The organism is Arcticibacterium sp., assembly GCF_055134445.1.
Window position 1 is genome coordinate 49,610 of record NZ_JBSRVI010000105.1, and the last position, 22,007, is coordinate 71,616.

At 35.5% G+C, this 22,007-nt stretch carries 20 protein-coding genes and 1 pseudogene; 12 read left to right on the forward strand and 9 right to left on the reverse strand.

Features of this window, described 5'->3' with window-relative positions:
- The 6 genes from ACTBZY_RS13945 to ACTBZY_RS13970 all read left to right on the forward strand — a co-directional run bounded on the left by ACTBZY_RS13945 (position 1) and on the right by ACTBZY_RS13970 (position 7,026).
- Entirely contained in the window at positions 1-930 is a 930-nt protein-coding gene (locus ACTBZY_RS13945) for an efflux RND transporter periplasmic adaptor subunit (protein ID WP_463046950.1), read from the forward strand.
- Positions 927-1,520 carry a phosphatase PAP2 family protein gene (locus tag ACTBZY_RS13950; protein ID WP_463046951.1) on the forward strand — a complete coding sequence of 198 codons (594 nt, stop codon included), beginning with the start codon at positions 927-929 and terminating at the stop codon, positions 1,518-1,520. Before ACTBZY_RS13945 ends, ACTBZY_RS13950 begins: the two co-directional genes overlap by 4 nt.
- Entirely contained in the window at positions 1,510-4,608 is a 3,099-nt protein-coding gene (locus ACTBZY_RS13955) for an efflux RND transporter permease subunit (RefSeq protein WP_463046952.1), read from the forward strand. The genes ACTBZY_RS13950 and ACTBZY_RS13955 overlap by 11 nt, the downstream gene beginning before the upstream one ends.
- 59 nt (positions 4,609-4,667) lie before the next feature.
- Complete coding sequence (locus tag ACTBZY_RS13960) at positions 4,668-5,003, forward strand: hypothetical protein (protein WP_463046953.1); 336 nt, start codon at positions 4,668-4,670, stop codon at positions 5,001-5,003.
- Positions 4,996-5,589, forward strand: a complete 594-nt coding sequence (locus tag ACTBZY_RS13965; RefSeq protein ID WP_463046954.1) for an HD domain-containing protein — start codon at positions 4,996-4,998, stop codon at positions 5,587-5,589. The genes ACTBZY_RS13960 and ACTBZY_RS13965 overlap by 8 nt, the downstream gene beginning before the upstream one ends.
- A gap of 243 nt (positions 5,590-5,832) precedes the next feature.
- The gene (locus ACTBZY_RS13970) at positions 5,833-7,026 is read left to right on the forward strand and encodes an MFS transporter (RefSeq protein ID WP_463046955.1); all 1,194 of its coding nucleotides are present in this window, start codon (positions 5,833-5,835) and stop codon (positions 7,024-7,026) included.
- Between the two features lie 467 nt (positions 7,027-7,493).
- Here the strand turns inward: ACTBZY_RS13970 and ACTBZY_RS13975 are convergent, their stop codons facing one another.
- The 6 genes from ACTBZY_RS13975 to ACTBZY_RS14000 all read right to left on the reverse strand — a co-directional run bounded on the left by ACTBZY_RS13975 (position 7,494) and on the right by ACTBZY_RS14000 (position 13,670).
- On the reverse strand, positions 7,494-7,637 hold the full coding sequence (locus tag ACTBZY_RS13975) for a hypothetical protein (protein WP_463046956.1): 144 nt from the start codon (positions 7,635-7,637) through the stop codon (positions 7,494-7,496).
- 250 nt (positions 7,638-7,887) lie between these two features.
- Positions 7,888-10,137: a multicopper oxidase family protein gene (locus ACTBZY_RS13980; RefSeq protein ID WP_463046957.1), complete on the reverse strand. Its 2,250-nt coding sequence runs from the start codon at positions 10,135-10,137 to the stop codon at positions 7,888-7,890.
- A gap of 6 nt (positions 10,138-10,143) precedes the next feature.
- A complete protein-coding gene (locus tag ACTBZY_RS13985) occupies positions 10,144-11,037 on the reverse strand; it encodes a DUF3347 domain-containing protein (RefSeq protein ID WP_463046958.1) in 894 nt (297 codons plus the stop codon).
- 120 nt (positions 11,038-11,157) lie between these two features.
- Positions 11,158-11,565 (reverse strand): HYC_CC_PP family protein, encoded by a 408-nt coding sequence (locus ACTBZY_RS13990; protein WP_463046959.1) that lies wholly within the window; start codon positions 11,563-11,565, stop codon positions 11,158-11,160.
- A 174-nt stretch (positions 11,566-11,739) separates the two neighbouring features.
- Positions 11,740-12,996, reverse strand: coding sequence for a sensor histidine kinase (locus ACTBZY_RS13995; RefSeq protein WP_463046960.1), 1,257 nt, complete (start codon positions 12,994-12,996; stop codon positions 11,740-11,742).
- Positions 12,993-13,670: a response regulator transcription factor gene (locus ACTBZY_RS14000; protein WP_463046961.1), complete on the reverse strand. Its 678-nt coding sequence runs from the start codon at positions 13,668-13,670 to the stop codon at positions 12,993-12,995. Before ACTBZY_RS14000 ends, ACTBZY_RS13995 begins: the two co-directional genes overlap by 4 nt.
- 143 nt (positions 13,671-13,813) lie before the next feature.
- Between ACTBZY_RS14000 and ACTBZY_RS14005 the strand changes: the two genes are divergently transcribed.
- The 3 genes from ACTBZY_RS14005 to ACTBZY_RS14015 are packed head-to-tail and all read left to right on the forward strand — an operon-like array spanning position 13,814 to position 18,095.
- Positions 13,814-16,318: a DUF5686 family protein gene (locus tag ACTBZY_RS14005; RefSeq protein ID WP_463046962.1), complete on the forward strand. Its 2,505-nt coding sequence runs from the start codon at positions 13,814-13,816 to the stop codon at positions 16,316-16,318.
- Positions 16,319-16,329: 11 nt separating this feature from the next.
- A complete protein-coding gene (locus ACTBZY_RS14010; protein ID WP_463046963.1) occupies positions 16,330-16,773 on the forward strand; it encodes a GtrA family protein in 444 nt (147 codons plus the stop codon).
- Positions 16,770-18,095, forward strand: a complete 1,326-nt coding sequence (locus ACTBZY_RS14015) for an ArnT family glycosyltransferase (RefSeq protein ID WP_463046964.1) — start codon at positions 16,770-16,772, stop codon at positions 18,093-18,095. The genes ACTBZY_RS14010 and ACTBZY_RS14015 overlap by 4 nt, the downstream gene beginning before the upstream one ends.
- 417 nt (positions 18,096-18,512) lie before the next feature.
- Here the strand turns inward: ACTBZY_RS14015 and ACTBZY_RS14020 are convergent, their stop codons facing one another.
- Genes ACTBZY_RS14020 through ACTBZY_RS14030 form a run of 3 tightly spaced genes read right to left on the reverse strand, consistent with a single transcriptional unit; the run spans position 18,513 to position 19,449 of the window.
- Complete coding sequence (locus tag ACTBZY_RS14020) at positions 18,513-18,794, reverse strand: hypothetical protein (RefSeq protein WP_463046965.1); 282 nt, start codon at positions 18,792-18,794, stop codon at positions 18,513-18,515.
- Entirely contained in the window at positions 18,794-19,138 is a 345-nt protein-coding gene (locus ACTBZY_RS14025) for a hypothetical protein (RefSeq protein WP_463046966.1), read from the reverse strand. The genes ACTBZY_RS14020 and ACTBZY_RS14025 overlap by 1 nt, the downstream gene beginning before the upstream one ends.
- Positions 19,139-19,140: 2 nt before the next feature.
- Positions 19,141-19,449 carry a helix-turn-helix transcriptional regulator gene (locus ACTBZY_RS14030; protein ID WP_463046967.1) on the reverse strand — a complete coding sequence of 103 codons (309 nt, stop codon included), beginning with the start codon at positions 19,447-19,449 and terminating at the stop codon, positions 19,141-19,143.
- A gap of 404 nt (positions 19,450-19,853) precedes the next feature.
- On the opposite strand from ACTBZY_RS14030, the gene ACTBZY_RS14035 reads away from it, so the two are divergent.
- From ACTBZY_RS14035 to ACTBZY_RS14045, 3 genes and pseudogenes are all read left to right on the forward strand, one after another.
- On the forward strand, positions 19,854-20,777 hold the full coding sequence (locus ACTBZY_RS14035; RefSeq protein WP_463046968.1) for a helix-turn-helix transcriptional regulator: 924 nt from the start codon (positions 19,854-19,856) through the stop codon (positions 20,775-20,777).
- A gap of 63 nt (positions 20,778-20,840) precedes the next feature.
- A complete protein-coding gene (gene cas6, locus ACTBZY_RS14040; RefSeq protein ID WP_463046969.1) occupies positions 20,841-21,623 on the forward strand; it encodes a CRISPR-associated endoribonuclease Cas6 in 783 nt (260 codons plus the stop codon).
- A 7-nt stretch (positions 21,624-21,630) separates the two neighbouring features.
- Positions 21,631-22,007 (forward strand): annotated as a pseudogene (locus tag ACTBZY_RS14045) (hypothetical protein); the annotation flags it as partial.

Below are 22,007 nucleotides of genomic sequence, written 5' to 3' on the forward strand. Positions count from 1 at the left end.
ATGAAAAACAATCTCACATTATTGGTTATTGCTGTTGTGCTAATATTGCAATCATGCAAATCAAATAGCGACACCAAAGTAGTTGAAGAACAAGTCCCCAAAACGCCAGTAGAGGTCGTTACTATTGGCACTGGAAATGTTCAAAACGGGCTTTCATTTTTTGGCAATACTAGTTACTTGCAGCGAAATGTTGTGATGGCAAGTATAGCATCTTTCATAACTAAAGTAAATGTAAAATTGGGGGATAAAATAAATAAGGGCCAGCTTTTATATGTACTTGAAACCAAGGAAAGTAGAGCTTTGGGCAAAAACATAGCTAAAATTGACAGCAGCCTCACCAATTTCGGCATCATTAAAGTGGTTGCATCTTCCAGCGGTATTATTTCAACTTTGGATAAGCAGCAAGCAGGTGATTATGTATTGGAAGGAACTCAGTTGTGCACCATTACAGAGAGTAAAGATTTGGTTTTTCAGGTTAATGTCCCATACGAATATGCCCAGTTTGCCAAAATTGGCCAGTCATGCACCATTACTTTACCTGACGATAAATCATATTCCGCAGTTTTTACCAAATCATTGGTTGGTATGAATGTAAATGCTCAAACCCTAACCATGCTGGCTAAAACCAAACAAGACCTTGTCTTACCGGAAAACATGATTGTTAAAGTTTTTGTAAATCGGAAAGTAAGTGCAGGAAGTCAAATATTGCCAAGAACATCAGTGTTGAGCGATGAAATGATGAAAGAGTTTTGGATCATGAAGCTAATAAATGACACCACAGCCGTAAAAACTTTAGTGCAGATTGGAAACAAAAATTCCGAAAATGTTGAGATCATTTCACCAATATTTGGATCCAATGATAGAATTATAAGTGTCGGAAATTATGGGCTTTCAGATACTGCTTTGGTGAATATATCGCTCAAGAAATGAAATATACAATTGCTAGCTTCGCTTTTATAGCACTTTTATTTTTAGTCTTTCCCCAAAATACGGATATTAATTTATTGGCAAATATTAATCTAAATCGGAACAAAAATCTTGACTCAATATTTCAATTTGTGACTAATATTTCGGGCTTTTTCAGTATAAGTATTTCATTGTTATTATTATCAATTGGGTTTATAAGGAAAGATAATTCGTTAAAACTTAAAGGTCTATATGTATTGGGAACACTGATAATGACCGCTTTGATATCTACTAGTCTTAAGTATTCCATTAATCGACCTAGACCATTTGTAACATATTCTTTTATTGAAAAATTAACATCAGGTGGCAATCCATCATTTCCTTCGGGTCATACTTCCGATGCTTTTGCATTGGCGGCGGCATTGAGCATAGTATTCCCAAAATGGTATGTATTAGCCCCCGCTTTTTTATGGGCTGGAGTTATAGGTTATTCAAGAATGATCCTAGGAGTACACTATCCAAGCGATGTACTGCTGGGTGCGATAATTGGCACAAGTAGTGCTTATATGTGCAGTTTTTTATACAAAAAAAAGTTGGAGAGAAATGGACAATAAAAACATATTTCAAGTCTTCAAAAAGCCGATTCTATTCATTGGGCTATTGTTACTTCTTGGCGGAGGATATACTTACATGCAAATGCAAACGAACCTCTTCCCTGAGGTTCTGTTTCCAAGAATATCACTCATAGCGGATGTAGGACAGTTACCCATGGATCGCACCATGATAACCGTTACCAAACCTTTAGAAAGTGCGGTTAAAAAAGTAAAAGGCGTAAAAGTGGTAAAAAGTACCACAAGTAGAGGAAATACGGTTATTGACGTGTTTTTTGAGTGGGGGACCGATATTTATGCTGCCAAAACTCTTATAGAAAGTAGAATAAATGAAATAAAAAACTTTTTACCCGCTGGAGTAAATATTGCTACTGAAGCAATGAATCAGTCTACTTTCCCTGTTATTGGCTATACGCTCGAAAGTGACAAATACGGTGCAGTTGCCTTAAAAGACAAGGCCAATCTAATTGCCCGTCCGCTCTTTTCTCAAATTGAAGGCGTTTCAAATGTTATAGTGCGAGGCGGCAAAAACAAAGAATTTGTAGTGGTGCCTGACCCGCTCAAAATGTCTTCTTTGGGCATTTCCCCTAGTACCATCATCAATGTTTTTAATGCTAATAATTTTGTCCTTTCGAATGGTAGCATAGCGGATTTTAATAGATTATATCTAAGCCTTACGGACACCCGATTGGCTGATTTAGATGAACTGGGAAATACCATTATCAAAAATGACGGCGTCCGAATGGTGCGTCTGAAAGAAATAGCGAAAATAGAACTACAAGAACAAGTTGAGTTTATAATTATCAATGCTAACGGCCACGAAGCAGTACTTATTGATTTAGTAAAACAACCAGGAGTAAACTTACTGGACTTTGCCAAAAGTGCATCTGAAAAAGCAAGTGAAATCAAAAAGGCAATTCCAGAAGGAATGACCCTGAAGCCCTATTATGACCAATCGGTTTTTGTAGGAGAGAGTATCCATAGTGTAATTAAGACTATTTACGAAGGGCTTTTTCTGGCTTTGGTTGTGATGATTATTTTTCTTCGCTCATGGAGGGCGAGTTTGGTGGTTATGCTTACCATACCGGTTACAATAGCGTTTGCCATTTTAGCTTTATACATGGTAGGCATATCTATTAACATCATGTCATTGGGTGCTATTGCAGCATCGGTGGGCCTTATCATTGATGATGCCATAGTTATCATTGAACAAATTTACCGACGGCACGAAGACCATCCAGAACAAGATCGTTTTGCTGTAGTGAAAGATTCCATCCATGACCTATTCCCTGCTATGATTGGCTCATCGTTGGCTACCATAGTTATCCATTTTCCGTTTAGGTTAATGAGTGGTTTGGCTGGGAGTTTTTTCAAAGAATTGTCTGATACCATGCAAATCACCATGGTAGTTTCTTTCCTGGTTACTTGGTTGTTATTGCCTGTTTTACATATAATAATTGGCTTTAAAGCCCCTAAAAAGTCTCATAAAAAGTCGGTAGAAAAAAGCTTGTATAACTTAAGAAGCTTAACATGGTTTTTCAATAAGCCCGTTTTTGCATTTGCCTTTTCATTTGTTTTGGTTATTTCCGCTTGGTTTTCTTTTAATAAATTAGAAACAGGTTTTTTGCCAAATTTAGATGAAGGTACCATTGTACTTGATTATTTTATGCCGCCAGGTACTTCTTTGCAAGAGACCAACCGAGTTTTGACCGAAGTAGAAAAAATCATTGAGGCAAATCCCGAAGTAAGTACGTATAGTAGACGTACAGGAATTGCAATGCACTTTGGTGGCGTGCCTCCAAACTTTGGAGATTACTCGATTCAATTAATCGACGGCCATACAAAGCACACTGAAGAGGTTATAAGTGAATTAAGGACAGAAATTGGTCAAACTTTTCCAGTTTTACATATCTCATTTGGACAAAGAATAGCCGATCTACTTGGAGACCTAATGAGTACTCCGTCGCCCATAGAGGTGAAGTTTTTTGGCGAAGATTATGAACGTCTAAAGCAGATTTCGACAGATGCAACTGAGATTCTAGGACACATTAAAGGTGTTGCCGATATAGATAATGGATTACGTATTGCTGCACCAACCGTCGTTTTTTTACCGAAACAAGACATTTTGAATCAATACAAAATATCATTGATTGATTTCCAAACTCAAGTTACGGCATATACCGATGGCATCGCTTTAGGCATGAACGCCAACCAGCCAGTACCATCACCTGCACAGGCTGCAATGACAGCTGGAATACAGGTAGGACAGATTCAAGATGGGGAGCAAATGAGAAGAATCATCATGCGTTTCACAGATTTTTCTGAAAACAGCTTGGATAAAATCAAAAAGCAACTCATTTTTTTACCAGACGGTACCACGAGGCCACTTACTTTCTTTTCTGATGTAAAAGTGATTTCAGGCGAAACAGAAGAGCACAGAGAAAACTTAAAAGCCAATGTCGTGCTCACTGCCCGACTAGACAATAGAGACTTGGGAAGTGCAATTTCTGAAATACAGAAAGAATTAAAAAGTAAGCTTCCTTTACCTAAGGGCTATTCCATTGCCTATGGCGGTGCATACTCTGAGCAGCAACAATCGTTTAAGGAATTAGCTCTCATTTTAGCTTTAGCTTCTTTGTTGGTTTTTGGCGTTTTAATGTTCCTTTTTAAAGAGTGGTTGCTCGCATTTTTGCTGCTATTTATTTCTTTGATGGGTATTACGGGCTGTGTTTTAGCTTTGTATTTTACCAATGTTCCACTCAATGTAAGTTCATACACCGGTATAATTATGATAGTGGGTATTTTGGCAGAGAACTCCATTTTTACTATTGCCCAATTCAAGTCTAACATGGAAACAAGCAGTGATGTGGATCAGTCTATAAAGTATGCCATTGCTCTTCGAATCAGGCCTAAACTTATGACTGCAATGGGTGCCATTTTAGCATTAATGCCTTTGGCACTTGGCATAGGATTGGGAGCTCAAATGCAGCAACCGCTTGCAATTGCTGTAATTGGAGGCTTCATTGTGGGCTTGCCAATGTTACTCATAGTGTTGCCTAGTTTTATGAGAGTACTTTATAAACAATCCTAGTTTAGGAGGCATTTCATTTGCCCTAAATCTCTTATTTATTAAAAGAACATAATTTAAATATGAAAAAAATAACAGACAAGATTGATATAATAGACTATCCATATTGGGAGACTTCTATATTCGCTCTGGCAATGACACTGTCAATACTTCCAGAAGAAACCGAGATTTTCGGTCAAGACCATACGTTTGTTTTCATTAACCCTCCCCTAATAAAAGATTCTACCATTCCAGATAAAGTAGCCCACAAAAAGGTAAAAATACAGACGGGATGGAGCAATAATGTAAAAAAACAAATCATGCATGAAGCATCAATAGATTTCAACTTCAAAATTGCAATCGAAGGAGCTAATTCATTGAAGTTAGAAATGAGAAAAGGGGGAGGGAAGAATGATTAATCAAATAAGAAAATATTGTTTGAATGTTCTTGAATCTTCGGTATGTAAGGATTTGGCCTTTCATAATATTGATCATACTAGAGAGGTTGTCTTACATATTGAACATATAGCTTCTATTGAGAATATATCTGACGAGGAAACTGAAATAGTACTTATTGCTGGTTATTTCCATGATGTCGGTTTTTCGAGTGCTTATGAAGGGCATGAAGAGCTTAGTGCAAGAATGGCTGCTAGTTTCCTGAATAGGATTAAATACCCTGACGAGAAAATCCAAGGGATTTTGAATTGCATATTGGCTACTAAAATGCCACAAAACCCGCAAAGTCAATTAGAAGAAATAATTTGCGATGCAGATTTGTATCATACAGGTATGGATAATTTCTTCTATAGAAATTTACTGCTGCGATTCGAATGGGAAAAAAAATGCAATCAAGTATATTCAGATAAGGAATGGTATGAGGATAATTTAAAGTTTCTGAATCGTATCGACTTCCATACCCCATTCGGAAAGTCGATCCTTTTCAATGGAAAAATGAAGAATATAGCTAAGCTCGAAAAACTTATAGACTTTTATAATAACTTTTAATCACATGAAGCTGTTATGGAGTATAAGACACTGGAACTAAAGGCCAACCTGGCATTTCCAAGAGGTGTATATTTAGTGATTTTACAAACTCAGATTTTTTTCGTTTACTTCTGAATAGGATTCCTGCCGTAGCATAGGATTATTTTAGAATAGTATAAAAAAACATTTCGAGAGTTTAAACAGATATTATTCCAATTGATTTAGAAGCAGGGGCTATTCGTTGTGCAGTATCTTAATAATACTATGAAAGCTAAATTAGGTCTCAAAGAAAACTGGAAGCAGTTTACTTTATTAATCATCGTCAATGGGTTTGTTGGTGGTATGGTGGGATTGGAACGAACAATTTTACCACAGATAGCCGAGTCTGATTTTGGTATATCCGCCAAAGCAGCAATTCTATCATTTATTGTAGTATTTGGCATATCCAAGGCCATCACCAACTATTACACAGGAGTTTTTGCCAATAAGATCGGACGTAAAAACTTGCTTGTTATTGGGTGGCTAGTGGGAATTCCAGTCCCACTTATTTTAATCTATGCCACTAATTGGAATTGGATCATTGCCGCTAATATCCTTTTGGGTATTAATCAGGGGCTTACTTGGTCAAGTACTGTTGTAATGAAGATTGACCTAGTAGGAAATAAAAATAGAGGTTTGGCGATGGGATTAAATGAATCCTCCGGGTATTTGGCAGTAGGGATAGTTGCGTTCCTTACTGGGTGGATAGCATCCGAATATGGTCTTCGCCCATATCCCTTTTATTTAGGAATTGGTTTTGCGTTAACCGGGTTGTTGTTGAGTATATTTTTTATTAAAGATACCGTTAACCATGTCTATTCTGAGACCAAATCAAGTAAGATTTTAAAACTCAAAAATGTATTTAGGGAAACCACTTGGGCAAATCCTAACCTTAGTTCAATTACTCAGGCTGGTTTAGTTAACAACTTGAATGATGGTATGATTTGGGGACTTTTCCCCATCCTTTTGACTAGCAAAGGGTTCAGTCTTGCAGAGGTAGGTGAAATTGTAGCAATCTATCCTATTGTGTGGGGGTTAGGACAATTGATTACTGGTAAACTTGCTGATACCTTGGTGAAAAAATCAATGCTTTTTTGGGGTATGTTTAGCCAAGGAATCGTCATTATTGCTATGTTATTTGCTAATTCATTTATAGAGTTCACTCTCTTAAGTGGCCTCTTAGGTTTAGGGACAGCTGTTGTATATCCTACTTTTTTAGCCGCAATAGCTGACTACACTCATCCTGTTCAAAGGGCAAATAGTATCGGTGTGTTTAGGTTGTGGAGAGACTTGGGATATGCCATAGGAGCAATTCTAACTGGAATCACAGCCGATATATTTAACTCTTCAATTTCTGTAATTCTAATTGGTAGTTTAACCGTTGTCTCAGCTTTCATTATTCTAATTAGGATGAAATAATACTCTACAAGTATTGTGATTCAAACTCGCCTAGCTCTAAGGTTTAACTTATATATATCTTTTAGTATATTGTCAATACAGTATAATTAATGATATACTAGATAATCTTATTTAAGCATTCGATTAAATACAATGAAGGTTAAAAATGACAAAACCATGTATTAGGGTATTGCTGGTGTTGAGTAAATCAAACAATTTAGACAGGATATTGAAAAAGTAGATAAGGCAATAAGCCGACTTGCAAGAGTGCCACACCTTGCTGGTAGCGAGGTGAGACTTAAAATTCTATTTATATTAGACAAAGAACCTAAGATTTGTCCATAAGATTGGAGTGACAGGGAGTGCAAATCAATAGCTTCACATTCACAGCTTTCAAGGCACAGTGCATATTTTAGATGCTTTATGCCATCGTCAATTGTATGTACCCGTTTTTTCTTCTCAAATGTCTTTAGTGTTCTGTAAATGGTCTACTTATCCGACATTTCCATAGCGTCTTCAATACTGCTCAGGGAAACGGCTTTGTTCTGTTCCATAAGGTTCTGAAGAACGAGAATTCGCATTGCCGTTGGTTTTATTTCCCGAATAGAAAGTTTGCTTTCAAACTTTTTCATTTGCACGTTAATTAAAAATATTGATTTTTAGATTATTTTTTAAATCCTTCAAGATTTAAATTTTGGCTATTGGCTTCTATGAAGTAGATTTCTTTTTTTTTAAAGCTCGGGCTTAGACCAGTGATTTTCTTGAGTTGATTGTTCAAATGAACTACAATTACTCCTTCAATATTAGCTTTTGCTGTTGTCACATAACTTCGACAACCTTTACAATTCATTCCAAATGTATTTTCACGAGTTTTTTTGTCTCTTAATAGTTCAATGTAAGCCCTAGTCCGATTCCCATATCACTGTCGTAATGGGTGGAAAAAGCAATATTCTTAGCCGCAATATATTTTAACCCTGTCATGTACTCTTTGTCGGTATTGACCATGAAAGCCCACCTTAACCTAGAAGTAATAGGAATATCTTCTCTCATTAATTGAAAGCGAACGTAACCATCTGTAAATACCTCTCCTTGCAACTTCACTAATAGTGGCATTGTATATTCGGCACCTAAACTCACTAAAGATCTATTATCTTTTGTACTTGTTTGACCAAAAAGGTTGTTTTCAAAAACTCCTTTTTGTTCTCTGTATCGCCAGTCAAAACCAACAAAAGGCATGAACCACTGCATTTTGCCAATATATCGACCTATGTGAGTTTCTGTTTCGTATCCGTGGTGATCATTATATCCCAAACGCCACTCTGTACCAATACTCCATCTTGTGTTTTGAAACATGAGTTTTCCGTCGTTTCCATTGGTTGCAAAATCATTCTCTGCCATAAAATGGAATTGATTACTTTCTTTTTGGAGTTTTTTGTAAGCCCAAGTTTTATCTGGCAAATAAGGATTTGGAGCTTGATTTTCGTAAGAAATTACTCGATTCATTCCTGCCATCATGTGATACAAAATATGACAATGAAAAAACCAATCGCCTTCTAAATTCGCATGGAATTCAATAGTGTCGGTCTCCATTGGCATTAAATCCAAAACGTTTTTCAATGGAGCGTATTCTCCCTGCCCATTGAGAAGCCTAAAGTCGTGCCCATGCAGGTGCATGGGATGTCGCATCATGGAGCCATTGTATAGCACAATTCTTACGTTTTCGCCTTTCTTTATGAGGACCTTGTCAACTTCGGAAAGTACTTTATTGTCCATGCTCCAAACATATCGATTCATGTTTCCCGAGAGCTCAAAATACAATTCTCGTACTGGTGCATCTTTAGGTAGCGTAGTAGGCTGAGGAGTTTTGAGCATTGAATAGTTTAGAGTGACTAAATCCTTGTTCATTGCCAATGAATTGTTCATGCTTGAATGATCCATTTTTGAATGATCCATGTCCATTTTCTTTCCTTTTTTCTCGCTTTTACTACCAGAAACTTCAGGATACATAACCGTGTTCATATCCATTTTTTGAAGCGACATACCCATATCCATGTCATCCATAGAACCGTCCATATTCATCATGTCGTTCATCATTTTCATGCCATCAAAATATTTGAGCTTGGGCATTCTACTTTTGAGCTGAATTGGCCCATCTCCAAAATAAATGGAGGCAGACTTTGTTCGATCTTCGGGAGTTGCTAAGAATTCAAAAGCCGTATTACCGCTAGGAATGGTAACGACAACGTCGTAGGTTTCAGAAACTCCAATGATGAGCCTATCTACCAAGACAGGCACAACATCATTTCCATCGTTTGCGACAACTGTCATCTTACCGCCTGCATAGGTCAACCAGAAATAGGAAGAAGCTCCGCCATTGGAAATTCGCAAGCGAATCTTGTCGCCTACTTTGAACTGGGATAATTGACTTTCATTTTTCCCATTAATTAGAAACTTCTCATAATATACATCGCTCACATCCATGGCAAGCATTCGTTTCCATTCGTTGGTGATTTTAGTTTTAAAACTCCCTGAACCAATTGCCTCAGAATAACTTTGTAAAGTTCCTTTTTTGATGGCAAACCAGTCGTTGGCATTGTGGAGCATTCTATGCACGTTTTCTGGTTTTAAATCAGTCCATTCACTTAGAATTATAGGTACTTGTGGTAAATCGTCAATTCCCTTTCTGAATGATGGATCGGATACCCTTTTCTTTAAAACCAATGAGCCGTACATCCCAATTTGTTCTTGCAATCCACTGTGGCTGTGATACCAATGTGTTCCGTTTTGAATAATTGTAAAACGATACGTAAACGTCTCATTGGGTTCAATGGGCATTTGAGTAAGATAAGGCACGCCGTCTTCCTTATTAGGCACATAAAGCCCATGCCAGTGAAGTGAGGTGCTTTCTTTAAGCTGATTATGTACAACAATTTCAGCAGTATCACCTTCGATAAAGGTAAGGGTGGGCATAGGAATTTGACCATTTACGGCAATTGCTCTTTTTTGCTTACCCGAGAAGTTTACTAAGGAATCAGTAACTGTTAACTCGTATCGAACGACTTTTTGTCCAATAACAAATTGACTAGAAAGCCCCCCCAAAAGTACAATTAGAATTAATTTAGAAAGTTTCATTTTTAATTATTCAATTGTTTCTATCGTTTTACCACAACTCAGCATCATAGATCCATAGTAAGGGTTTTTCACTTCTTTCTCTTTGCTCAACCAATTTGCTCCTTTTCCATTGTTTGCCATTGGGCAAAACTGATAGTAAACAGGATCATCCGATTTGGAAATTTTAACCAAATCATACATTTTGTTTGATAATGAAATGAAATGCTCTCGCTGAATAGCGATATCAGAACTGTTACCAATAAGGGTAGCTTCTGAAAGGGATTCCTTATTCACTTTCATCCAAACCATGTGAATGTCGATTGGGAGTTTATTCATTTCGATTTGACCAATTGCTTTTACTAAGGCTTTCGCTTCTAAAGACGTTTTTTTGTTATCAGTAGCAACCAAGGCATCTTTTAAATTGAAATAATTATCAAGTACTGCTTTTATAGGGTTTACTTGTATTTGACCCTCTGTATTAGTTTCTCCAGTTTTTGCTTCCATTTCGGTGTTCTTCATATTCATTTGAGTATGATTTTGATGGTTATTATTTACAATTGCAGCTTCTATGGATGATTCTTTTTTAGCTCTTTCATATTGACAGCAACCTGGCAAGTTGGCATAGGTATCATCCGGAGAATAAAAAGTATCGCTGTCATAACCTGCTAAAGCAATTCTTTTCAAAATTTCAGCTTGGTTGGTTTTTTTAGAGTCGTATTGAACACTTGCTATTTTGGTTTCTTTGTTCCAATCCACCATTGTTTCACTTTTAACATTGCCAGCTTTCTCAATGTTTTTTTTGCATATACCGCAGCTGCCATATATTTTAACTTGCTCAGTTTTGAGATTACTTATTTGTGCGTTAGCGACAGTTACAATAAGCAACATAAGTGCTATTAATACATTATTTGATGTTTTCATTATGAATTAATTTTGCGTTAAAGAGTTATATTAAGATTCCATACTAAACAAAGCAAGGAATAGATAAAGGACTTCTAGTCAAAAAATCTTGACAGAATAAATTCTACTTAATATTAATGATCAGATGAGGAAGGTCTGGAACAAGACTTGAACGTCTTTTTCAGGAAGGGGTGAGGAGTATTCATAAAAAGTAACATGATTACTTTCTATTTTAAGGAAGTCAAATACAAACGTATTGACAAATGAAATTAGAAAGGTGTGATTTAAATCAAAAACAGGAAAGCCTGGATCCTGATTATTATCAACTTCAATTACCTGATGTAAATTTTTACAACAAGGTTGTTTATCCAATTGCTCATTTTCGCTATCAGCTTTTTTTTGGGTAGGCATACCACATTCTAAATGCTTTACACCGAATGAAATGGAACTTTCCACTGCTTTGCCCCCACAAAAGTGAGTATTTATGGCAAAGCCCATACTACTGATAAGAATAGTTAGGACTAAAAATATGGATATTCCTTTTTTCACTTAACAAAGGTAATCATAATGATTATAAGGTAGTTTGTACAATTATCGTTATGTTTTACAAAATTCGGAGCCTTCTAAGTTTGACATAGCTCCATCTCGATCGTTAGTTAACTAAATCTTTTCTTTCCTATGCTTTTTAAGGTTTGCAATGCTCTTGTTGAAATATCACAAATCCTAAAAATCAATGCTGAATAAATGGCAGTTGTTTTGATAATTATAATTTAAGGTAAAGTCATAAGTTTGGCAAATTTGGTCTACTATGGCTAAGCCTAGTCCCATGGAGTCTTGGCTGTCATTACCTTTTTGGAATCTTTCAAGAAGTGTCTTTACATCTTTACTTAACCTTTTTCCAGTATTGCTAATAGTAAGTGATTTCTCATTGAGTTTTATTTTAATCATTCCTCCAGAAGAGAGATTATACTTGATAGCATTGCTCAATAAATTATTCAAAAGAACATCGAACAGATACGGGTTTAAGTCAAGCAGTGTTGCACCTTTAATTTCTTCTTCAAGGAATATTTCCTTTTGGTCTATCCAAGGTTTTAAGGATGCTATTTTTTTGCTTAGAACCACTGAAATATTAACAGTTTCCTTTTCCGAAAACTGGCGGTTCTCTATTTTACTAAGCAACAACAAGGTTTTATTTAATTTGGAAAGCTTGCCAATAGTCTCCATGAGTTCAGCAACTTGTTCTAGTTGGTTGTTGGTAAGATTTTTATCTTGGATAAGTAATTCTAGATTGGTACTGATAATAGCCAGCGGTGTTTGCATTTCATGTGAGGCATTCTCTGTAAACGTTTTAAGACTTAAGTAATCCCGCTGTACCCTAGCTATGAGTTGATCTAACTTTTGTTGAAGCTGCTTAAACTCATGAATGTCCGTTTCGGGATGTTTTAACATTCCTCTATCAGTTACTTTAAAATCTGTAAGCCTGTTGAGTGTCTCATAAAATGGCTTCCAAAGTTTAATGGAATATTTATAGTTTACTACTTGTAATAAACCAACCATCAATAAAATAATGATAATAAACGAGATAAAAAGGGCTTCAGATAGGTCTTCGGTTTCGTACAAAGGTTTTTGAATGTTAACAGTATAAAAAGTAGATGCTACTTCTACTCCGAAGCTTAATACCCTATAATCTAACATCTCATCTTCAAGCTGATTAAAAATAAGGGTATCTCTTAATTTAATGTCATTTAATTTTTCGGATGGCACATACCAATATGAATCAGAAAAAAAGATTTCATTTTGAGGTAGTTTTTGGTTTTTGTCAATATAGTCACTTACTCCTTTTTTTAGTAAAAACAAATGTTCATTTGCTTCGGTATTCATGATTTCTTTTAGGATGAAGAAACTAAAAAAACCGCCAACAAGTGCGGCCAAAAGACTAGCAAATAAAAAAGCTCTACTTGCTTTATTAATTAATTTCATTCTATACCAAGTTTATATCCAATGCCGTAGACCGATTGTATGTAATTTTTGCTTCCAGCGTCAATAAGCTTCTTCCTTAGATTTTTAATATGCGAATATAAAAAGTTAAAAGTATCTACCTGATCTATTTCATCACCATATAAATGCTCTGCAATGGTAGCCTTAGTGAGCACACGGTTCTTATTGTTTAATAGATACATAAATAAATCGAACTCCTTTTTAGTTAAAATCACCGATAAATCATTCACAGTAAGTTCCATTGAATCTGGGACTACCTTGATCTCTTCAAAAGCAATGAAATTGAAGCCATCATTCGTGCGTCTTCTTATGATTGCTTTTATTCTGGAATTTAACTCTGTTAGGTGAAAAGGTTTCGCAAGATAGTCATCCGAACCCAGGTCAAGTCCTTGTAATTTGTCTTCTAAGGCATTTTTGGCAGAGATAATAATAATACCAGCAGTAGATTTTTGGCTTTTTAAAAGCTTGATTAGGTCAAACCCTGAACCATTCGGAAGTGTTATATCTACCAAAATACAGTCATAAGAATATACGCCTATTTTATCTTCGGCCTCTGGTACGTCTTGAACCCATTCACAGATATATCCTTCGGCATTCAGATACTTCTGAATTACTTTTCCTAGAGCAATTTCATCTTCGATTAATAATAACTTCATAGGTTAAAGGTCAACTCTATTTCTGTAGAGATTTAGGATTCTTAAACAAATCTAAGGTTAGCTAACATGATTTTCAAATTGAAAGCAACGGTTTCTTCTTCAACCGTGTAAGGCTTAATGATTATGAAAATTTAACATATCGAATGAAAAAAACATTTACAAGTTTCTTTCTTTTTAGTCTTGTTTCTTTTGCTGCCTTATCACAGAAGTTTGTTGTAGAGGGCCAAGTAGTAGAAGCCAAAACGGGAGAAGCTGTTCCTTTTGCAAACATAAGAATGCAAAAAGCTAAAACAGGCATGACTTCAGACGAGAATGGCAATTTTGCATTTTATAGTGAAATACTGTCAGATTCTATGCTCGTGTCCGAAGTGGGTTATAAACTTAAAGCGGTGTTCATGGGTGAAGTTCCTTCCTCAAAATTTATGGTCATTTTAGAGGAAGATGTGCAAATACTGGGTGAAGCCTTAGTCGTTGGTTATAAAAATCCAGGTAAAACATTGATGAAAAGAGTTTTAGAAAATCGTGATATGAATGACATCAATAGAGCCCGGAACTTTGTGAGAAACAATTATACTAAAACGGAAATTGATGTTAAAAATTTAAAATTCGGCAGTAAGACCTCCCTCTTTGGAGAGGTTATGGAAACATATGATAGATTCAATACTGACAGTACACAAGCGGGTACCCTTCCTCTCTATTTCAATGAGAGTTTTTACAATGAATTTCATGGCAGCACTCTTAGGACCATTGAGAAAAAGAAAGTAGCAGAGAGAAACCTTGGTCTGCCCACTGATAAGTTAGGGGTTAAACTTGATAGGTTCGAGATGAGCCTAAATCTTTATGATGGCTTGCTTCCAATTTTAAAAACCTCCTTTGTTAGTCCTGTTTCAGTCATAGGTTTGGCATATTATGATTTTGAGATCATTGACACCATTGAAGTAAATAATGAGAGTATTTACACCATAAATTTTACTCCAAAAATGCGTGATGAAAACACATTTTCGGGGCAAATAGTAATTATGGGTAACACTTATGCCATTGGTAAATTTCATATGGAGAGCAGCCCAGGAATGAATCTGAACTTCGTAAACTCTATCACTTTATCACAGGAGTTTGAAAAGACACTTGATATTAATAAGAAACCTGTTTATATCTTAACTCATGAAACAAATATTATAGACTTTCAGGCAGGTTTAGACTTGTTTGGAATACCAATGAAAGTGGATACTACCTCCAAACACTTGGAGCTTAGCAAAAATATATATTTCGATCATTACCAATTAGACGTAAAAGGATTTCATGACAATCATTCTCCCGACTTTGTGCCAGGTATTTTACCAGACTCAAGTTTTAAAGACAGTATGAGGCTTGTCGGCCTATCTAAGAGGGAAGAGGGTATTTATAATGCCACAGAAGCATTACTTGCTAATAAGCGACTAAATCGCTTTTCAAAAGCGGTTGATTTTCTTGCAAGCGGAGTATTTGACTTCAATAACAAATATAGGATAGGCCCCTATTCTTCTTTTATCAGTTCTAATGTTATTGAGGGCATTAGAAATAGGGTGAGTTTTTGGACAATGGAAGGTTTCAATCCAAATTGGAATTTTAATGCTACTCTAGCCTATGGTTGGAAAGATAAAATGCTAAAAGGTGGTGTAGGGGTAAAGTTCGTACCCTCTAGAGACCCATATCGTAAAACAGAATTATACTATAATAAAGATTATGATAACTCTACAGAGGTAAATGAAGAGATTGATAAAGACAATATCTTTACATTGGCATTGAGGAAAAATATCCCCAATTATCAAGTTTTAAATGAAGAGATTAAACTCCTTCAAGAGATAGACTTAACTCGTAACTGGTCTACAAGGGCATCTTTTTCTTACCGTACCTTAACTCCTACTTTTGATTTTAATTATTTTATTCCGGCGGATGTCAACCCAGCCAACAGGAATCTAGCAAACAAGTTAACGGTATCTGAAGTGAGTCTAAATTTTCGCTATGCTCACAACGAACGTACTCGTATTTACAACTATGATAAATTCAGGATATATAGCCGCTATCCAGTTTTTGATTTGTTTCTAACTCAGGGATTCAAAACATCAGCTAAAACCCCCTTTAACTATACTAAAGTAGAACTAGCTCTTAAGCAAGAAATAAACATTTTACCCAAGGGTACTTTCAATTATAACTTGAAGGCGGGTAGAATCTTTGGAATAGTACCATACCTTTTGATGAACACTTCCCATGGTAATCCTAATTTCATCTATAGCAAATACGCATTTAACAACATGATGCCCTATGAGTTTGCGGGGGATAGATATGCCTCAGCTCAGTTTAAATATAGCATGGGTGGTTTGATTTTCGATAAGATACCTCTTCTTAGAAAACTAAATTGGAGAGAGAGGTTTCTTGCCAATTTTTATTGGAGCGATATGTCGGCGGCCAACTTAGCCTACAATAAAGAAATTAACTCTCCTGCTATTGTAACAGGCAAAAAACCATACGGAGAAGTAGGAGCAGGTATTGAAAATATATTCAATCTATTTAGTGTAGACGCTGTATGGAGACTGAGCCATTTGGACAGCCCTAATAATCTTTCCTCAACTCGTTTTGGAATTTATACTGGAATGAAAATAGTATTTTAATTTTTACCACAATGATTAATAGAATTCTTCTTTGGAAAAATACTACTGAAATAGCCTTTATTTCCGAGCCATTTCAGTCCATATTCTTAAAACTATTTAAGTTCGGAATAGTTGGATTTTCAGGCTTGATAATTGATTTTGGTATTACCTATTTGCTGAAAGATAAGCTTAAAATCAACAAGTATTTATCCAACGGTTATGGTTTTTGTCTTGCAGTAATTTCAAATTTTATTCTGAATAAAGTTTGGACTTTTGAAGATAAAAATCCCGCTTACTATAATCAATTTTTTGGTTTCGTGGCTGTAGCTTTGGGTGGTTTGCTCATTAACCAGGCCGTACTTTATATTCTCCATGAAAAGTATAAGTTGAAATTTTACTTAGCAAAGTTTCTGGCAATTGGAGTTGTAACTATTTGGAATTTCGGATTAAGTAATTTTATTATTTTCTCTCAATGAAAAAACACAAGTATTTCTTAATTTTCATTCTTTTTTGGTTGGGGTTGAATTTCTTCACGGCATGGAGGTTAGAGCTGTATGTTGATGAGGCTTATTATTGGATGTATGCTCAATTTTTAGATTGGGGCTACTTTGACCATCCGCCAGGAGTGGCTATTATGATTTGGTTAGGGAATTTTCTAGGTAAGTCCGAAATAGCCGTTAGACTTTTTAATATACTCTTTACTACCGCTTCCATTTCAATTATCTACTTCTTAGTAAAACCCAAAAATGTTCTAGTTTTTTGCACCACTATGCTTTCTTTCTTGGTATTGCACCTGATAGGTTTTGTTAGTTTGCCTGACACCCCCTTTTTCCTGCTGTCTATTCTTTTTCTGTTAAGCTATCGCTCATATTTAAAAGAAACTTCTTTCAGAAATCAAATTCTTATGAGTCTTACTGCGGCAGCCATGCTATACTGTAAATATCATGGTTTTGTAGTCATCATGTTTACCTTATTAAGTAACATTAGCCTGTTAAAGGAGCGTAAGACCTATGTAATAGCTTTTATGACTATTGCTCTTTTAAGCCCGCATATCTTTTGGCAAGTAGCTAATGGCTTCCCTTCTATTTCTTATCATTTAGCTGATAGAGGTGCTCCAGAATATAACATTAGTCATACTTTGGACTATGTTTACGGAAACCTACCCTTTCTAGGTGGTTTTGTTTCAGTATCTCTATTTGCTGCATCCGCCTTTTATAAACCTATAAATAAGTGGGAATACGCCTTGAAATGGAATTTGTTTGGTATGTATGTTTTCTTTTTTTTTATAACCTTTAAAGGTCAAAGTATAGAGGCTAACTGGACTCTTTTTTGCGTTTTCCCGATGATATATCTCGGCTATAAATATCTGGAAACCTCGGAATTTTTTACAGCATACAAATATTTGACTTTTGTCTTCGCTTTCTTTATGCTTCTGATTAGGATTCATCTTATATGGCCACTTGTTAGAATTGAGAAAGATAGAGTTTGGGATTTTTACGGAGGAGCTGAGTTTTCAAAAAACGTGAAACTAATAGCTGGTGACGCTAAAATAGCCACAAACCGCTATCAAGACGCTTCAATTTTAAACTTCTATCTTAATGAGTCTTATTATATAACATCATTAAATATTAATTCTCGGGCAAATCAATATAGTGTTTGGAAACTGGATACTATTTTGTGTTCTGAGAGAATTGCCTTTGTAAGTGAAAATATAAAAGGAACGGAAATTCCTTATCGTATTTTTTCGAAAACGAACCTTGCTCTTGTCGATAGCATTTTATTTAAGGACTGTCAATGACCACTAGTTAAGTAGATAATCATTAAAAACTTTCTTAAAGAGAGTGTAATTTAAACTCTCTAGGCTTTATCTTTCTTGCATAGAGAGTGATAGGTGTTTTGAATCAACTAAAGGAATAAATGTACATTCCGACAAAATAATTAGATGTGAAAGAACCCAGATTTTAAAAAAATATCAGAAAAGTTGCGACAAGATTTTAATTACAATCATCTACATAAACCATTGAAAGGAAGGCTACAATTAAGTTTTATATGCCTAGAATTAATAAAATATTTCTATAAAAGCTTTATTATGTAATTTAAGTCACTACCCCTTAAAGAATAAAGTCCAATTCACAAAAGCCACATGCGGACCTTCTTGAATTGGACTTATAATTTCGTTTGTATTGCAAACGAAAACTTAAAGCTAACGAATGGACTAAACTATCGGTGTTGTCACTTCTTGATTATCCAGTGGTTTCTCTTCTAACAAAATGTCTCTAATTGATAGATAGAATTTCATCACTTTATCCCAATGCAATATCACAAACGCAGCAGACATTACTGCTATAATCAATCTGAGCATGATTATAGTCTCATTTTTCGTTTTGTAGCTATGCTCCATTCTTTCGAAAGGGACATGTCTCACTACTTTTGTATACCTCGGCAAATCCCATGAGTTCCAAGTCTCAAAATCTATCTTATTTAATCTGGCTTTCATTATCTTAATCTTTTGTGGATATAAAATGTGTTTAACTCTTTCCTTCTTATTTCGTACTCCCCCACTAAAGTTTGACCACTTGAGTTAAATCCTGTAATGCATCCATAGTTCAACTCAGTTTTAGCCAAAATTGAAACGGGCAGAGTATTGCTACCAAAGACCTCATAAAGCTTTCTCAGAATCTCTCTATTCCTTTTGATTTCGTTGACGGTTTCATGAAAATGCAAATTCGCTTTTCTATACTTTTCGTTATTAAAGGCTATTTTACATTCATTCGTACAGAATAACTTATTCCTCCTACCGGAAAATGCGGCATGACATTTTTTACAAATCAGCTCTTCCATAATTAGAGTTCCTTTCGGCTGTTAACATAGCTATCCAGATCTCCTTTTGAAAACATAACCCTGTTTTCCGAAACTTTATAACAAGATATTTTACCTTCCTTTCTCAACTTGGAAAAGGTAGGCTTGGACAGACCAAGGTATTTTGCTGAGGCTTCAAAGTTCAGGTACTCTGTAGTGCTTGTGGTGTAACTTGACTTTCCCCCTGATGATTTTTGAGAGGCCAGCACATCATTCAAGATGGCTTTTTGCAAGTCTAAAAATTCGCTTACCGTTAGTGTGAAAAGTGGATTGCTCCGGTTTTCTTCTTTCATTTGTTTGTTTTTTTTTGTGTGGAATATTAAATACAATGCAAATATACAGGGTCTTAAACACTTAAAGGGTTTAAATTCATCGCTCTGAACAACGTTTCGCAATTTCCTGCAACCTTTCTCAATTTCCAGCGATCTTTCTTAATTTTCAATTTTTCTAAAAATTGAAAAAAATCGCACTCTTATACGTGTCACTTATTCTGAAAAAAACTCATCCAAACGAATTAAATATCCTTTTATCCGAATTCATACAGATTGAAATGATATACAACTGCCTCTAGACGAATCATTTCAATTGATACAGGACATTAATTTATTTATTGATACCTTTTAATCAGTTTGCTATAAAATGACATATTAATACTCTAATTTTATTCAGCAACTTAAAAAGCCTTATATAAAACTGAATGAACTTCCAACCACACGGAGTTAACGTAAAAAAGCGAATACTCGAAATTCTAAGAATCCTAATTGAAAACCCAGGATACTATACACGAAAAAAGCTAGCTGAAATATATGGCGTTAGTGGAGATACCATTTTAAGGGACTTGGAAGATATTCGAAACGCTGGGTTTGATTTGGCATCAGACCAAAATCATCGTTACTATCTAACAGCGGAAAAGACTACAGAGCAAATCAAAGATCTTCTAATATTAACCGACCATGAGAAAAACCTAGTTAATCAGGCCTTAACTCATAACGCCAATGAAATAGAGCATAGGCGAATCATTAATAAGCTAGAAACTCTGACCAATCTACCTAGAATTGGTAATATCATTTTTACAAAACCTTACTTAGCCAAAACCAGCATTCTTTTCAAAGCCAAACGGGAGAAACAAAAGGTAGTATTATATAACTACAGGTCTACCAATAGCAACACACATAACGATAGGACCATTGAGCCTTTTCATATATCTGTAGAAGAAGACATTCTACATGCCTTTGATTTAGAAAGAAATGAAATACGGCACTATAGAATTAGCCGCATAGAGCGAGTAAGGCAGCTAGATGAAGATTGGGAGAACGAAGGGAAGCATAACATTATAGCTACGGACATATTCAAGATAGCAGATAAAAATCAAGTGCCCGTACATGTACGTTTAAAGATAGGCGGTTATAACGAGCTCATAGAACGCTACCCTTTATCCAAGTCAGCTCTCACTCCTGCTCCTGACAAAGAAGATGAATACGATTTAATATGTAAAGTGAATCACCGGTTTTATGGCCTACAAAACTTCCTTCTTGGCTATGCACATTACGTCGTAGAAATAGTAGAAAATGAGACTTTGAAAATACACCTGGAAGAAAAAATTAAACAAATTAAGTTCTAGAGGGTGGGTGCGGCATCTGCTGCGTAACTCACTTACTAGTTTTGACCAACGATAAAGACAGAGATGAGATTTAGATTAACATTACATAATCCTACTTCGGCTACGGCCATCACATGGAATTACAATTACCTGCTGATGGCGTGGATTTACGAGCGTTTAAAATTGGCAGATGAATCTTATGCCAATTTTCTACACCAAGAAGGCTATACCTCAGAACTCAACCGAAAACGATTTAAGTATTTCACCTTCTCACCTTTTCATTTTAATCCCGGACGAAACGAGTATAGTTTTAATAGAGATGGCATGCTGATAAAGGGAGAAAGCTTTTACCTCGACCTCTCTTTTTACATGGACAAAGCCGCTGAGAAATTTATAGTAGGTGTTTTTAGAGACCAAAAATTAAAAATGGAGAACCATAGATTTAGAGCGAATTTCCAAATTGGGCAGATAGCCACGCTCCCTGAGCCTGAGTTTTCGCCAAATATGATATTTAAAGCTTGGGCTCCAATGAACGTAGCTCTAAAGCTGGAAGGTGAATACGACAAATATCTAAAACCAGAAGAGCCTGAATTTGCTGGGTTATTAGCTCTTAATCTGGCGGATAAATATAATAATGCCACAGGAGAGGTCATTTCGCCAAAGGAAATCAAATACGAGCTTTTAACAGACCCTAAAAAAATAAGCTCTAGAAAATTTAGCATTAAAGAACAAAGTAAAGCAGAAACCCAAATAAAAGGATTCCACGATTTTGAATTCAAAATTTCAGCTCCCTTAGAAATAATACGATGTGGGTATTATAGTGGCTTTGGAAGGTTTAATGGACAGGGAATGGGGATGGTTAAATAAATAATTTATGATACACGAAATAATCAACTTTGTAGATAGCCTTCCTGAAGAGGTATTTACTAACAATCTACAACCTAAAGATGGGCTTTATATTCTTTTAGATATTGATGAACAAGGAAATTTGCTAAACGTAGATAAAGAAGGAAAAGTCAATAAAGGGGATGTTGGATTTTATTCAAAAAAAGATGAAGAACTTTCACCTTTGATTAGTCAATGTCTTCCATTATGGATTAATACAATCCCCGTTTCAAATGCCAAAATATTTAATCCAATAAAGAAAGTTTTTGGAAATACTTGTTCACCATTTGCCTTTTCGTTCAATAAAAAAAACTGGGCGAAATATGATCTATTCAGTTTATATACAAAGGCAATAGATCATTTAGA

Excerpts from the sequence above, each read along its gene's own strand:
- ACTBZY_RS13945 (WP_463046950.1), top strand. The coding sequence starts at position 1 with ATGAAAAACAATCTCACATTATTGGTTATTGCTGTTGTGCTAATATTG.
- ACTBZY_RS13950 (WP_463046951.1), top strand. The coding sequence starts at position 927 with ATGAAATATACAATTGCTAGCTTCGCTTTTATAGCACTTTTATTTTTA.
- ACTBZY_RS13955 (WP_463046952.1), top strand. The coding sequence starts at position 1,510 with ATGGACAATAAAAACATATTTCAAGTCTTCAAAAAGCCGATTCTATTC.
- ACTBZY_RS13960 (WP_463046953.1), top strand. The coding sequence starts at position 4,668 with ATGAAAAAAATAACAGACAAGATTGATATAATAGACTATCCATATTGG.
- ACTBZY_RS13965 (WP_463046954.1), top strand. The coding sequence starts at position 4,996 with ATGATTAATCAAATAAGAAAATATTGTTTGAATGTTCTTGAATCTTCG.
- ACTBZY_RS13970 (WP_463046955.1), top strand. The coding sequence starts at position 5,833 with ATGAAAGCTAAATTAGGTCTCAAAGAAAACTGGAAGCAGTTTACTTTA.
- ACTBZY_RS13975 (WP_463046956.1), bottom strand. The coding sequence starts at position 7,637 with ATGAAAAAGTTTGAAAGCAAACTTTCTATTCGGGAAATAAAACCAACG.
- ACTBZY_RS13980 (WP_463046957.1), bottom strand. The coding sequence starts at position 10,137 with ATGAAACTTTCTAAATTAATTCTAATTGTACTTTTGGGGGGGCTTTCT.
- ACTBZY_RS13985 (WP_463046958.1), bottom strand. The coding sequence starts at position 11,037 with ATGAAAACATCAAATAATGTATTAATAGCACTTATGTTGCTTATTGTA.
- ACTBZY_RS13995 (WP_463046960.1), bottom strand. The coding sequence starts at position 12,996 with ATGAAATTAATTAATAAAGCAAGTAGAGCTTTTTTATTTGCTAGTCTT.
- ACTBZY_RS14000 (WP_463046961.1), bottom strand. The coding sequence starts at position 13,670 with ATGAAGTTATTATTAATCGAAGATGAAATTGCTCTAGGAAAAGTAATT.
- ACTBZY_RS14005 (WP_463046962.1), top strand. The coding sequence starts at position 13,814 with ATGAAAAAAACATTTACAAGTTTCTTTCTTTTTAGTCTTGTTTCTTTT.
- ACTBZY_RS14010 (WP_463046963.1), top strand. The coding sequence starts at position 16,330 with ATGATTAATAGAATTCTTCTTTGGAAAAATACTACTGAAATAGCCTTT.
- ACTBZY_RS14015 (WP_463046964.1), top strand. The coding sequence starts at position 16,770 with ATGAAAAAACACAAGTATTTCTTAATTTTCATTCTTTTTTGGTTGGGG.
- ACTBZY_RS14020 (WP_463046965.1), bottom strand. The coding sequence starts at position 18,794 with ATGAAAGCCAGATTAAATAAGATAGATTTTGAGACTTGGAACTCATGG.
- ACTBZY_RS14025 (WP_463046966.1), bottom strand. The coding sequence starts at position 19,138 with ATGGAAGAGCTGATTTGTAAAAAATGTCATGCCGCATTTTCCGGTAGG.
- ACTBZY_RS14030 (WP_463046967.1), bottom strand. The coding sequence starts at position 19,449 with ATGAAAGAAGAAAACCGGAGCAATCCACTTTTCACACTAACGGTAAGC.
- ACTBZY_RS14035 (WP_463046968.1), top strand. The coding sequence starts at position 19,854 with ATGAACTTCCAACCACACGGAGTTAACGTAAAAAAGCGAATACTCGAA.
- cas6 (WP_463046969.1), top strand. The coding sequence starts at position 20,841 with ATGAGATTTAGATTAACATTACATAATCCTACTTCGGCTACGGCCATC.